Here is a 13,006-nt window from a genome sequence, read left to right on the forward strand (position 1 = left end):
GGCCGAAGGGAAATCGGCGGTTTTCCGGGTCCGGGCGGCCCCGCCGGGAAACAAAAATCCCCGTTCCGGAGGCCGGAACGGGGATGGAAGCTCCTCCTGCTGGACTTGAACCAGCAACCCTTCGATTAACAGTCGAATGCTCTGCCAATTGAGCTAAGGAGGAATGAAGCGGGTATTAGCCTAGCAAACTCTTGGCACGGAAACGAAATCGGAGGGCCGTGACCTGGCCCACCTCCGCGTCCGCAGACCGGGCCACCCCTACGACTCAGCGCGCAGGGCCCGGCGTTCCATTTCCAGCATCATCAGCTCGCGGTTGAGCCGCTGGTAGGTCTCCGGGTCCGCCGCCGCGTCAAGGCGCTGCAACTGGCCCATCTTGTCCGCTTTGACCCGGGTGATCTGGAGTTCGAAAAGCCGGGACAGGATGTCGCGGCAGTACTTCAGCACCGCTTCCTCGGTGTGGGCCGGCAGCGGCACGACGGCGAGCTCGGATACCAGCGGCCGGAGGGATTCCGGCACCTCGTGCATGACGTGCTCCACCCACCGCACCGGATCGACGGTCAGGCCGGGACCAGTGGCGCGCATGGCGTCATGGACGGCCTGGAAGGCAGGGATGGCGAACCGCGCAGCGGCAAAGCGGTCCCACACCCCGCCGGCCAGCAGGGAGGGCTGCTGCAGCGCCACCTCGAGCGCCTGCCGCTCCATGGAAGCCACGGGATCGCGCGGGTCCGGGCGGTGGAAGGAGGGAACAACGCCCGACGACGGCGCCGCAGCTACGCCGGGTCCGCCCGGCTGGGCAGGGGCCGGGCTGGAGGGGCCGCCTGGCTGCGGCTGGCCCGGAGCCGGGGGGCGTCCGGTCTCGCCGCGCTTTCCGGCGTTCTTCACTTCGGCGTTGACCATCCGCAAGACCTCGTTCGGGTCCGGCATGCCCAGCCAGCCGGTCAGGGCCTGGCAGTAGCCCGTCCGGGTGGAGGCGTCGCGGATGGCCGCCACCACGGGCACGGATGCCTTGAGGCCCTGGACGCGGCCTTCAACGGTGTCCAGGTTGAACTGCTTGAGCGTGCTGCGGATGGCGAACTCGAACAGCGGCCGCCGGGACTGGATCAGGGCGTGCACCGCCTCGTCCCCGCGGCTGAGGCGGAGATCGCACGGGTCCGCGCCTGTGGGTTCCACGGCCACATACGTCTGGGCGGTGAAGCGCTGGTCCTCTTCAAAGGCGCGCAGGGCTGCCTTCTGCCCGGCGGCGTCGCCGTCGAAGGTGAACACCACTTCTCCCCCGGTGCCGTCGTCGGACAAAAGCCGGCGGGCGATCTTGATGTGCTCGGTACCGAAGGCGGTGCCGCAGGTGGCTACCGCCGTCGTAATCCCTGCAAGGTGGCAGGCCATGACGTCCGTGTAGCCCTCCACCACCACCAGCTGCCTGTCCTTGGCGATGCTCTTCTTGGCGAGGTCGATGCCGTACAGGACCTGGGACTTCTTGTAGAGGGTGGTCTCCGGGGTGTTGAGGTACTTGGGGCCCTGGTCGTCCTCATACAGCTTGCGCGCGCCGAAGCCGATGGTGTCACCGGCCATGTCCTTGATGGGCCAGATGAGGCGCCCGCGGAAACGGTCGTAGATGCCCCGGTTTCCTTCGCTGAACATTCCGGTGAGCTTGAGTTCGGCGTCGGTGAAGCCGCGGCCGCGCAGGTGCTTCAGGAGGGCGTCCCACCCCTGGGGTGCGTAGCCGCAGCCAAAGTGTTCCGCGGCGGCCCGGTCGAAGCCGCGGCCAAACAGGAAGTTGCGGGCCGTTGCGGCGCCGGGCGTGAGCATCTGGGCACGGAAGAATTCGTCCGCGATCTTGTGTGCGTCCAGCAGCCGCTGGCGGCGGCCCACTTCCTCGCGGTTGGGGCCGGTTCCACCGTCTTCGTAGCGGAGCTCGTAGCCGATCCTGGACGCGAGCTTCTCCACGGCTTCCTGGAAGGAGCTGTGGTCCTGCTTTTGGACAAAGGCGATGACATCGCCGTCCTCGCCGCAGCCGAAGCAGTGGTAACGGCCTACCTGGGGACGGACGGTGAAGGACGGCGAGCGCTCGTCATGGAAGGGGCACAGGCCCTTGAAGGTTCCCAGCCCGGCGCCCTTGAGCGTGACGTAGCCGTCAACCACTTCCTTGATGTCCGTGCGCTGGCGTACTTCGTCAATATCTTCACGTTTAATCAGCCCAGCCACACAGCAATCTTAGTGTCACCGGCCCGGCGTCACTGCCCGGGCACCCGCGTCCCGGGTTCCGGTGTCCTCCCGTCGAGCAGGCTGAGGGCCAGCTTGGGGCAGAGGAAGACGGCCTCCTGTGCGGCTTCACGGTCGGCGTCACGCAGCGGAACGTCAGTCCTGTCGCGGCCTGTCTTTCCGCGCGCCACGGGGTACCCCCAGTCGTCCCGGTCCAGCACCCCGGGAAGCAGTTCGGCACACAGGCCGCGGCCGTCGCAGCTGGTCCAGTCGATATGCAGGTGGGTTTTCATGCCGCTGCGCCTCCCGGGCCCGTGCAGTATCCGGAAAGGTGGGCGCGGAAGTCTGCGGCGAAGACCTCCAGGGCACTGCTGACCAGCCCGGTGGTCCCTTCCGGGTGCCTGCACGCGCCCCGCCCGGAGACCAGCCGCCCCAGCCGGTCCAGTTCGGAGGCAAGGCGGGGATTTGTTTCCCCTCCGGCGATCCGGTTGAGGACGGATGCCATGGCCGGCAGCCCGAACATGCAGGGCCCGCACTGCCTGGCGGACTGGTCGGCAAGGTAGCTGACGATCCGCGCCGTCGCCTGGATGCCGCAGGTCTGCAGATCCAGGGCGTGGATCACGCCTGCGCCCGGCCGGGCGGTCCGGTCCGGCGGCCCCACGGGTGAGAGCGCGTGCGCCGCGGGCCGCACCCACCGGCCGTGGTAGCCGCCCACCAGGACGGCGGACAAGGAGGCAGGGTCCATGCCCGCTTCCTGCAGGACCGCCGAAAGCTGCGCACCGCCGGGCACCTCCAGCACCACATCCCGTACCGGGGCAGGCCCGGAAACGGACACCAGCCGTGTGCCCGGGTCCGCCGCGGTGCCCGCCTGGCGGAACCATTGCGCCCCGTAGCGGGCGATCAGGGCAACCTGGGCGAGGGTTTCGACGTTGACCACCAGTGTGGGCCGGCCGTTGAGGCCGGATTCGCTGAGGCGCCGGCGTTGGTCGGTGGGGACAGCGTTGCCGTTGCCGATCATATTGACGACGGCGCTCGACTCGCCGGAGATGAAGGTTTCGGGTGCCTGCACTACCCGGATCCGGTTGCCCCGGGGGCGTTCGCCGATGGCCTGCTGCACGCGGGGCAGGCCGGCCGCCGGTGCGTAGACGTACATGCTTGCGCCGCCCAGGGCCGCGGCCAGGGCGGCCAGCCCGTCGATGACGAGGTGGGGCGCGTGGGCAAGGAGGGTGCGGTCCTTGAAGCTGAGCGGTTCGCCCTCGGCGCCGTTGGCGATCACCACCGGCCGGGCCGCAAACAGGCCCTTCCTGCCGGACCCGGCAGCGGCAGTGGCCTTGCGCCAGGTTTCGAACGCGGCTCCGCCCCGCCCGGTCAGTCCAGCCTCCCCGAGCGCCTCCAGCAGGCCGGCTCCGGCGGCGTTCGGCTCCCAGGGCCCGAAGGTGTCGAGGTGCTGTTCCCAGCCTGCGTCAGGGCCAGCTGCCAGGAGCCGCGGTTCCTGCCCCCTGTTGTCCTGTATGGCGTGGAGGGGCGCGGTCGGGTAGGTGTCCTTGGCAGGGCTCACGGGAGGTTTCCTTGCCGGGCGTGGGAGGTTTCGAGGAAGGAGGGGCTCAACCGCCACAGCAGGGCCGCAGCTACGGCCACCGCGGACGCCGCGGCCAGCAGGAGGAACCAGCCGCTGGAGACGTCGGTGCCGTTGCCCAACGCGTGCGCCATCGCCACCGGCCAGACGCCGTAGCTGAGCCAGTGCACGGCCTTGAAGCTGCGCTGCCCGATCCGGTGCCGCAGCAGGCCCGTCACCACCACGGCCAGGACAAGGTCCAGCGCCACGGTTCCCAGCCCCTGCCAGAACGGCTGGAAGGAGCCCAGGAACGGCACCACGATGTCCACCGGGTTGAGCTTGGCAAAGGAGTCAAGGAGCAGGGACCCCACATGCAGTCCGAGGAACACTGTGGCGAGCAGGGCGATGTTCCGGTGCAGGAGGCTGATGGAGAACCGGGGCAGCACCAACAGGGGCCGGCCGGACCGGTTGAGGATGCCCAGCAGCACCGACGCGGTGAACAGTGCCAGGGACACGAACCCGCTGACCCGGCCGAACGCCCACATGGCCTCATCCATGGCCGCCACCCCCCGGAGTATTGCTTTCTCCGGTGTTCCCAACGGGGTTGCAGGTTTGCGCCGGCCAGCCGCCGGTGGTGGCGACCCTGCCCGGGCTGTCCACCAGCCGGGCAGCAATGCCTTCGGTCCGCAACCAGTCCAGGGCAGCGAAGCCGCGGACAATGGCCGCGGTACTGAAGGCGTTCGCTTCCAGGCAGGTGGGCGCTGCGACACTCACCGAACGCCAGACCGGCTCGGCGGGGAGGCCAAAGCGGGGGTCAAGGATGTGGTGGACCTGCATCCCCTGGTGCTGCCAGCGGCGTTTCTGCGTACTGGACGTGGCCACGGCGAACCCCGGGGCCAGGGAGATGTACTGGACAGGGTCGGCGGGAAGGTCCTGCACCATGATCTGCCAGTGGCCGGGCTTGCCGTCCTCCTGCGGTCCGGGCCCGGCGCTGGCCAGGTCACCGCCCAGGCCCACGAGCACCCCGCAGCCCAACTCCCGGTAGACAGATGCGGCCGCAAGATCGGCCGCGACTGCCTTTGCTGACGCCCCCAGGTCCAGGCGGAGGTCGTCCGGCACGGTGAGGGTGCCTGCCCCGAGCTGGAGGCGGGACCAGCCGGGGGCCCGGGGCGTCAATCGATGCTGCGGTACCGGCTGGGATGGCACAGGCTGCTGCGGTACCCGCACACTGGTGAGCCCCGGCCTGCCCTGCATTCCCGGGCCGTGGCCCAACGCGGCCAGGTCAGCTCCGAGAGTGGGGTCAACGTCCCCGCCGGTCATCCGGGCAGCGTCCAGGGCACGTTCAAGGAGCAGCCGGAACATGGGGCTGATGCTTACACCCCGCGCCATGCGGGGCTGGAGCATCATCAGTTCCGAATCTTCGCGGAAGCGGCTGCAGGCAAGGTCAACCTCCGCCACGGCATCCCGGACAATGTCCCCGGCCGCGGCAAGCAGTGCCGGTTCCGTGACCGTGACCGAGGCCTCAAGCCCCCAGACAGTCCAGCTGGTTTGCGCTGTGTCGTGCGGAGATGCTATGCCGTGCGGGGGTGCCGTGTGTTCGGCGGTCCTGGCAGCCGGGGCACCGGGACCTGCCATTGCGGAACGTGCCACCTCAGGACCCCGAGGACCAGCCGTGGACGGTACCGCCGCTGCCTGGCTGGACCGGCGTGGTGCTGCCGTAATTGCCGTAGCTCTTGGAGCGGCGGGGGCTGCTGTCCTGGCGGGTCCCGTAGTCATCGTCGTCGGAGCGGGCAGGACCGGTTTTAGGGGTGCTTCCCTGCGTGCTGGTGTCCGTGGCGGGAGTGGTCCTGGCGATGACGGACGGCGTTGCGGCGTACACGGCAGCTGCCGCGATCCCGGCAGCGGCGAAGCTGCCCACACCTACGGCCGCGGTGATCCCGGTGGCGAGGCGCTTGCCCCTGCTGCGAGTACTCATGACCAGCTCCCGTTCCTAGCGGCCTGTCTTTCCTCCCATGGTGCGCTTCATTCCTGTGTAGATGCTTTAAGGAAGCTGTTGATCGGGCGGACGTCCGGGCGGGAGCCAACGGCGGGTCACCAGAGCGAGGGCAGGCTCCCCACCAGGCGCTCGTACATGGCCAGGGCCGATCCATCGGTGAGTGAGGCCACCTGGTCGATGACCACGCGAAGGCGCGCGCCGTCGTCGTCCGCCGCCCGCCAGTCCGCCGCGAACATCGGCTCCAGGTGCCGGTCACCCGTGGCGCTGAGGGCCGTCACCAGGGCATGGAGCACTTCCCGCTGCCGCTCGTAGATGGGTTGCCGGTGCTCCGTGGTCATCACGAAGGTGGTGGCCAGGCCCTTCATCACCGCGATCTCCATGACGGTTTCATCGGGAACCATCAGTTCGGCGTTGTAGCGGGTCAGATTTTCCGGCCCGTAGACGGCGCGGGTGGTTTCCAGGGCACTCTGGCAGAACCGGCCGATCAGCTGGCTGGTCATGTTCTTCAGCGCCGCCATGGATTTGCGGCTGCCATCGGCCTCGCGCACCCAGACGTCGGTGGCCTCCAGCCGGGCGAGGGCGGCGTCAATGGCGGCGGGGTCGTTGTGCGGCAGGTACCACTGCTTGGCGTAGCCCACCACGCGTGCGCGGTGGTCCGGGTTGTCCATCCAGCGCAGCTGGAAGTGGCCGGCGACGATCGCGTCCTCCACGTCATGGACGGAGTAGGAGATGTCGTCCGCCAGGTCCATGACCTGGGCTTCGAGGCAGGTCCGGCGTTCCGGAGCACCTTCGCGGAGCCAGTTGAAGATGGGGAGATCATCCTCGTAGGCGCCGAACTTGCTGGTCCGCTGCCCGTGGATCACCGGTGCCTCCAGCGCTGACCAGGGGTATTTCGACGCCGCGTCAAGGCTGGCGCGGGTGAGGTTCAGTCCGGCGGGCTGTCCGTCGGCGGTGAGCACCTTGGGTTCGAGCCGGGTGAGCAGCCGGAGGGTCTGGGCGTTGCCTTCGAAGCCGCCGATGGCGTGGGCCACCTCGTTCAGTGCCGATTCGCCGTTGTGGCCGAAGGGCGGGTGGCCGAGGTCGTGGCTGAGGCAGGCGGTGTCCACGACATCCGGATCGCAGCCCAGGGCCCGGCCCAGTTCGCGGCCCACCTGTGCCACTTCCAGGCTGTGGGTGAGGCGGGTGCGGACAAAGTCGTCGGTGTCCGGTGCCACCACCTGGGTTTTGGCGCCCAGCCGGCGCAAAGCCGACGAGTGCAGCACCCGGGCGCGGTCCCGCTCAAAGTCGGAGCGGTACGTGCTCTTGGGCGGTTCCTCCACCCAGCGGGCGGAATCGTGCGTGTCGTAGCCCGGCAGCGCCAGGGCTGCGGTGGGGGTGCCCGCGGGCGGGTGTCCGGCCAGGGATGCCTCAGCCACCGGAAACGTCCAGCTCTGCGGCCGCGATGTCCTTGGACTGGTCCTCGTTGAGTGCCCGGGAGTCCAGCCAGTCCTTCGGCAGGGCGGGCCTTTTCGGCGAGCCGGCGCGGCCGCGGGGGCCCTCGGCGTCCACTCCGGGGTAGGGCGAGTCCAGGTCCAGCTCGGCCAGCGTGTCCCGGAGCACCTCCAGGCTGGTCACCAGGGCCAGCCGGGTGCGCAGTTCCCCTCCCACCACGTAGCCCTTGAAGTACCAGGCGATGTGCTTGCGGATCTCCCGCAGTGCCTTGCCTTCGTCGCCGAAGGTTTCCACCATCAGTTCAGCGTGGCGGTACACGCCTTCGGCCACCTGGCGGAGGTTGGGGCGGTGCCGGACGTCGCTGCCTTCGAACGCGGCCTGCAGGTCGCCGAACAGCCAGGGCCTCCCCTGGCAGCCGCGGCCCACCACCACACCGTCCACGCCGGTTTCGCGGACCATCCGGACGGCGTCCTCAGCGGACCAGATATCGCCATTGCCCAGCACCGGAATGTCCGGAAGGGCTTCGCGGAGGCGGGCGATGGCGGGCCAGTCGGCCTTGCCCGAATAGAACTGCGCGGCCGTCCGGCCGTGGAGCGCGACGGCGGCGACACCGGCGTCGCGGGCGATCCGGCCGGCGTCGAGGTACGTGAGGTGGTCGTCGTCGATCCCCTTGCGCATCTTGATGGTCAGCGGGATGTTGCCTTTGGAGGCTTCCTTAACGGCGGTCTGCACGATCGAGGTGAAGAGATCGATCTTCCAGGGCAGGGCCGAGCCGCCGCCGCGCCGGGTCACCTTGGGGACGGGGCAGCCGAAGTTGAGGTCGATGTGGTCGGCCCGGTCCTCCTCCACGAGCATCCGCACGGCAGCGCCGACCGTGCCGGGGTCCACGCCGTACAGCTGGACGGAGCGGACCTTTTCGTCGTCGTCGTGCGAAATGATGCGGAGGGATTCGGGGGTCCGCTCCACCAGCGCGCGGGAAGTGACCATCTCCGCCACATACATGCCGCCGCCGTACTCACGGCAGAGCCTGCGGAAGGCGGAGTTGGTGATGCCGGCCATGGGAGCCAGGATCACGGGGGTGTCCACCGTGATGGGTCCCAGCTTCAGGGGCGGGAGTTCCAGCTTGGGGGCGGGAGGAGTTGCAGCAACAGTCACCTGTCCATTGTTGCAAAGCCGGGCAAATCGGTGATCCCGCCCAGTGCCAAAGTACCTGTCCCCGGTTTCGGACGGCTGTTAGCGTGGCGCGGGGACGGACAACCAGCCAGGAAGTTTGAAGGAGACTTGCCCATGCTTTCCGACACCGCATACCCCGTGATCCAGGCGACCCTTCCCGTCGTCGGCGAACATATCCAGGAGATCGCCTCCCGTTTCTACAAGCACATGTTCGGCGAACACCCCGAACTGCTCAACGGCCTGTTCAACCGCGGCAACCAGGCCGATGGCCGGCAGCAGCAGGCGCTGGCCGGTTCCGTTGCCGCGTTCGCCGGATTCCTGGTCAACGACCCCACCCACCTGCCGGACCACCTGCTGTCCCGTATTTCGCACAAGCACGTCTCCCTGGGCCTGAGTCCTGAGCAGTACCAGGTGGTGCACGACAACCTAATGTGGGCCATTGTGGATGTCCTGGGCGACGCCGTGACCCCTGAGGTGGCCGCGGCCTGGGACGAGGTCTACTGGCTCATGGCCAACATGCTCATCAACAAGGAACGCGGGCTCTATGACGCAGTCCGGCTGAGCCCGGAAACTGTCTGGCGCACCTGGCGGGTGGCCGAAAAGATCCAGGAAACCGACGACGTTGTCAGTTTCGTGGTGGAGCGGACCGACGAGAGGGAGGTCAAGCCGTCGCTGCCGGGACAGTACGTCACCATCCGCATGCAGATGCCCGACGGCGTCCTGCAGCCACGCCAGTACAGCCTCACCCAGGCCGACGACGGCCAGCACCGGCGGTTCGCCGTCAAGCGCGTGCGCACCGAGGGTGCGCCGGACGGTGAGATGTCCAGCCTCCTGCACGACCACGTCAATGTGGGCGACGAGGTCACCCTCTCCGCGCCCTTTGGCGATGTGGTGCTGGAATACACTGACCGGCCCGTGGTGCTGGCAAGCGCGGGCATCGGAGTCACGCCCATGGCCGGCATGCTGTCCCACCTGGTCAAGTCCGGTTCGCAGCGGAAGGTCCTGTTCCTGCACGCGGACGACTCCCCTGCCTCCTTTGCATTGCGGAACCAGGTGACGGCCGACCTCGCCGCGCTCCCTGATGCTTCCCTCCATACCTGGTTCCTCAACCCGGACGGCGGGGGTTCTTCGGCCGACGGCAGCGTGCATTCCGGATTCATGAACATCAAGGACGTCCAGTTGCCGTCCGACGGCGAGTATTACCTCTGCGGCCCCATGCCCTTCATGCAGGCGGTGCGGACCGCCCTGGTGGGCGCAGGAGTGCGGGCGAAGGACATCCAGTACGAAGTCTTCGGCCCGGACCTTTGGCTGGCCGATTACCAGTAACCCACCGGAGGCAGTGAGCGCAGATCCAGCCTCGTTTGGACGCCGGTTATACCGTCCAGCCTTGGGTTTGGAAGCAGCTCAGCCGCGGTCCGCCCGCCGGCCCCGGCGGGTGGCGGCCTCTTCCGTGGGCAGGACTCCGGGTTCGGCGGCGGTGCGCCGGCTGCGTTCTTCAAGGGCGGCTGCGGCGAGCGCCCCGTTGTCCGCGACGTCGTCCGCGTGGCTGTGCCCGCCGTCGTCCGCCACGCTGGGACCCAACGCGCCGGCTCGTGCCGCGCTGATGCCTGTCGCCTTGACCACAAGCACGGCGATGAGGGTGGTGACCGGGATGGCCAGGACCAGCCCGATGGAACCCACGAGCGTCCGGATGACTTCCTCGGACAGTTCGGCGCTGGTGAGGGTGTCCATCAGGGGCCGGTCGTAAAGCATGACGATGATCAGGATCGGCAGCGCCGCGCCCGCGTAGGCGAAGGCGATGGTGTACACCGTGGAGGCGATGTGGTCGCGGCCGATCCGCATGGCGGAGGTGAACAGCTTCCGGGCGCTGCTGGCGGGTGCCAGTTCGTACAGCTCCCATACGGCCGAGGACTGGGTGATGGTGACGTCGTTGAGGACGCCCAGGCCGGAGATGATGAGTCCGCAGAGGATCACGCCGGAGATGGAGATGTTGGAGGACGTGTTCACCAGGGTGGCGGCGTCGTGGCTGCCCACGCCGGCCAGGTTGGCGGCGTGGGTGGCCCAGGCCGCCAGCAGGGCGGTGATGGCCAGCCCGAAGATGGTGCCCAGGAGTGCCGTGGACGTGCGGGCGGAGAATCCGTGGGCGAAGTACAGGACCCCGATCATGATCACGGTGGATCCCACCAGTGCCAGCAGCAGGGGCGGTTTCCCTTCCACCAGGCCCGGGAGCAGGAAGTTCGCCAGTACGAAGTATGCGCCCACCAGGCCGATCAGGGCCCGGAGCCCCCGCCACCTGGCGACGGCGATGACCACCACGGCGTAGAGGACGGCGAGCAGGACAATGGGCATGGTCCGGACGAAGTCCACGAAGATGTAGGCCGGGGACCCCTGCGACCCGGTGGCGCCCTGGGCGTTTGAAAGGTTCAGGTACCGGATCTGGTCGCCGGGTTTGACCCCGTGGGATGCGGCCACGTCTGGGTTGATGACCACCTTTACCGGGCTGCCGCCCTTGTCCGGTTCGGTGAAGGCGAAGGTGCAGTCCGAGCCCTTGCCCGGCGCCTGCTGCGGGGCCTGCTGGGCGGGTTGCTGCTGGCCTGTTGGTTGTTGGCTGGTGTCCATGCAGCTCCCGGTGACCACGTTCTGGATGGTGCCGGTATCGAAGGTGACCCCGGGGGCGGTGGAGTACGGGTTGGCGAGCGAGACCCCCTCCTTGCTGCCGGACGGCCACAGCGCGGCCATCCCTGCCAGGGTCAGCAGCGCCAACGGTATGAGCACCGCAGCCAGGATGCGGTTCGCCTTGCTGCGGGCAGCCATCGCCTGGGGCATCGGCTCCGAATGATCCAAGGAAGCGTGGGAGTGACCGGCGCCCATCAGCAGTACAACCTCATGGTTGAACTCTACGTGCGGCGCCTTAGGGTTTATAAATGGACCATCGGGATGGGGAGGAACCAGTCATGGACAACCGTGGTGCACAGGGGGCCGGCAGCAGGGAAACCGGTACTAGTGGGGCTGGGACGGGTACCAATGGGACACCGGACAGCGGCGCAGTGCGGGCCGGGCAGGCGCCCCTTCTTCCCGCCCACCGGCCAGTGCTGAGCGTCCTGGAAGCATCCGGCAGCACCAGGGGCGTGGTCCTGGTCCTGCACGGCGGCAAGGCCCACAGCCGCGAACCGGTGGAGGCGCGGCACCTGAGCCCGGCCAGGATGATTCCTTTCGCCAGGCACCTGCACCGTGCCGGCCGGAAACACGGACTGGCCGTCTGGTCCCTGCGCAACAGCGTCCGCGGCTGGAACGGCCCGGACATGTCCCCGCTGCAGGACGCCCGGTGGGCCCTGCAGCAGATCGCGGAACGCCACCCCGACGTTCCCGTTTTCCTGCTGGGCCACTCCATGGGCGGGTTGACCGCCGTGTGCGCGGCAGACCATCCGCAGGTGGAGGCCGTGGTGGCGCTGGCGCCCTGGCTGGGCCCGGAAACCCCGGTGGAGAGGGTCAACGGCAGGAAAGTCCTCATCATCCACGGCACCACCGACCACATGACCAGCCCCTCACAGTCGCTGGCCTTCGCGCGCCGGGCTTCCGCTGACGCCGCGAGCATGCAGTACGTCTCACTCAAGGGCGTGGGGCACTTCATGCTGCGGAAGGTCCGCGTGTGGCAGACGTTGGCCACCGGGTTCGTCATCAAATCCTTTGCCGAGAGCACGGGCGCCGGCGTCCAGCCGTCCCGCGCCTTCACGGAACTGCTGCCCGAGTCCTCCGTCCACGTCACCCTGTAGGCCGTCCCGTGCCCTGGCGTCCCCCGGCCAACGACCGCTTCTACCGCCTGATCGTCCGCACGGGCCAGTTCCTGCGCTGGGCCCTGCAACTGGACATTCAGGCCTCCGGGCTGGAGCACCTGCCTGCACAGGGACCGGCCCGCGGTCCCTCCCGGAAGGCCGTCCGCGGGCACGGCGCGGTGTTCGCCGTGACGCACTTCGGCTACGTGGATTTTGCGGTGGTCGAACTGCTCCTGTGGCGCCGCACCCGGGCCCAGTTGCGGTTCCTGGTCCACCAGGGCGCGGCGGACCACTGGCTGGCGGGGCCCGCCATCAGCGCCAGCGGCCATGTAGTGGTGGGATATACCGGCCGCGCAGACGCTTATGCCGCTGCCGTGGCCAGGCTGCGGGAAGGCGAATACCTGGCAGTGTTCCCCGAGGCTGGGGTCAGCAGAAGCTTCACCGTCCGCGAATGCCGCACGGGGGCTGTCCGGATGGCGGCGGAGGCGGGGGTTCCGGTCATTCCGGTATCCATCTGGGGCGCCCACCGCATCCTGACCCGGGGTCACGGCTTCTCCTTCCGCCGCAGCTGGCGGGCGCCAATCCGGGTCCATGTGGACGAGCCAGTGGTATTTCCGGCCGGCGTCGACGTTGAGGCGGCAACGGAAGCTTTGCGCGGCACGCTGCAGGCCGGAATCGACCGCTGCATTGCCGGCTTTCCGCTCCGGCCGGAACCCGGGGCATGGTGGATGCCGGCACGGCTGGGCGGCGGTGCACCAACTGACGCCGAACGGCAGCTGCTGGACGCAGCCGACGCAGCCACGGGCCGCCGTCGTGCTCCCCGCGGAAAGTACCAGTCCAAGTAGGTAGCGCCAAGTGTCGTTTTGAGGGGTCAAAACG

12 protein-coding genes and 1 tRNA gene are annotated in these 13,006 nt (G+C 68.6%); 3 read left to right on the top strand and 10 right to left on the bottom strand.

What is annotated here, in order from left to right; translation table 11 throughout:
* Positions 1 to 90 precede the first annotated feature (90 nt).
* From PUN51_RS07170 to dusB, 9 genes are all read right to left on the bottom strand, one after another.
* Positions 91 to 163, bottom strand: a tRNA-Asn gene (locus PUN51_RS07170).
* Between the two features lie 95 nt (positions 164 to 258).
* Positions 259 to 2,202 carry a DNA primase gene (dnaG, locus tag PUN51_RS07175; protein ID WP_275180350.1) on the bottom strand — a complete coding sequence of 648 codons (1,944 nt, stop codon included), beginning with the start codon at positions 2,200 to 2,202 and terminating at the stop codon, positions 259 to 261.
* A 29-nt stretch (positions 2,203 to 2,231) separates the two neighbouring features.
* Positions 2,232 to 2,492: a ferredoxin gene (locus PUN51_RS07180; RefSeq protein ID WP_159632401.1), complete on the bottom strand. Its 261-nt coding sequence runs from the start codon at positions 2,490 to 2,492 to the stop codon at positions 2,232 to 2,234.
* Positions 2,489 to 3,757 (bottom strand): NADH-ubiquinone oxidoreductase-F iron-sulfur binding region domain-containing protein, encoded by a 1,269-nt coding sequence (locus PUN51_RS07185; RefSeq protein WP_275180351.1) that lies wholly within the window; start codon positions 3,755 to 3,757, stop codon positions 2,489 to 2,491. The genes PUN51_RS07180 and PUN51_RS07185 overlap by 4 nt, the downstream gene beginning before the upstream one ends.
* On the bottom strand, positions 3,754 to 4,311 hold the full coding sequence (locus PUN51_RS07190; RefSeq protein WP_275180509.1) for a ferric reductase-like transmembrane domain-containing protein: 558 nt from the start codon (positions 4,309 to 4,311) through the stop codon (positions 3,754 to 3,756). The genes PUN51_RS07185 and PUN51_RS07190 overlap by 4 nt, the downstream gene beginning before the upstream one ends.
* Positions 4,304 to 5,389 (bottom strand): FAD:protein FMN transferase, encoded by a 1,086-nt coding sequence (locus PUN51_RS07195; RefSeq protein ID WP_275180352.1) that lies wholly within the window; start codon positions 5,387 to 5,389, stop codon positions 4,304 to 4,306. The genes PUN51_RS07190 and PUN51_RS07195 overlap by 8 nt, the downstream gene beginning before the upstream one ends.
* 16 nt (positions 5,390 to 5,405) lie before the next feature.
* Positions 5,406 to 5,729 (bottom strand): hypothetical protein, encoded by a 324-nt coding sequence (locus tag PUN51_RS07200; protein WP_275180353.1) that lies wholly within the window; start codon positions 5,727 to 5,729, stop codon positions 5,406 to 5,408.
* A 116-nt stretch (positions 5,730 to 5,845) separates the two neighbouring features.
* Entirely contained in the window at positions 5,846 to 7,165 is a 1,320-nt protein-coding gene (locus tag PUN51_RS07205) for a deoxyguanosinetriphosphate triphosphohydrolase (RefSeq protein WP_370871820.1), read from the bottom strand.
* The gene (gene dusB, locus PUN51_RS07210) at positions 7,158 to 8,336 is read right to left on the bottom strand and encodes a tRNA dihydrouridine synthase DusB (RefSeq protein ID WP_275180354.1); all 1,179 of its coding nucleotides are present in this window, start codon (positions 8,334 to 8,336) and stop codon (positions 7,158 to 7,160) included. Before dusB ends, PUN51_RS07205 begins: the two co-directional genes overlap by 8 nt.
* 132 nt (positions 8,337 to 8,468) lie before the next feature.
* On the opposite strand from dusB, the gene PUN51_RS07215 reads away from it, so the two are divergent.
* Complete coding sequence (locus tag PUN51_RS07215; RefSeq protein ID WP_275180355.1) at positions 8,469 to 9,680, top strand: globin domain-containing protein; 1,212 nt, start codon at positions 8,469 to 8,471, stop codon at positions 9,678 to 9,680.
* Between the two features lie 78 nt (positions 9,681 to 9,758).
* Here the strand turns inward: PUN51_RS07215 and PUN51_RS07220 are convergent, their stop codons facing one another.
* Positions 9,759 to 11,168: a YibE/F family protein gene (locus tag PUN51_RS07220; RefSeq protein ID WP_224027294.1), complete on the bottom strand. Its 1,410-nt coding sequence runs from the start codon at positions 11,166 to 11,168 to the stop codon at positions 9,759 to 9,761.
* Between the two features lie 233 nt (positions 11,169 to 11,401).
* Here PUN51_RS07220 and PUN51_RS07225 point away from each other — a divergent pair, with 233 nt between their 5' ends.
* On the top strand, positions 11,402 to 12,127 hold the full coding sequence (locus PUN51_RS07225) for an alpha/beta hydrolase (RefSeq protein ID WP_224025546.1): 726 nt from the start codon (positions 11,402 to 11,404) through the stop codon (positions 12,125 to 12,127).
* Positions 12,128 to 12,135: 8 nt separating this feature from the next.
* Positions 12,136 to 12,972, top strand: coding sequence for a lysophospholipid acyltransferase family protein (locus PUN51_RS07230; RefSeq protein WP_224025545.1), 837 nt, complete (start codon positions 12,136 to 12,138; stop codon positions 12,970 to 12,972).
* The last annotated feature ends 34 nt before the right edge of the window (positions 12,973 to 13,006 follow it).

The organism is Arthrobacter sp. NQ4 (assembly GCF_029077345.1).
Classification (GTDB): Bacteria; Actinomycetota; Actinomycetes; order Actinomycetales; family Micrococcaceae; genus Arthrobacter.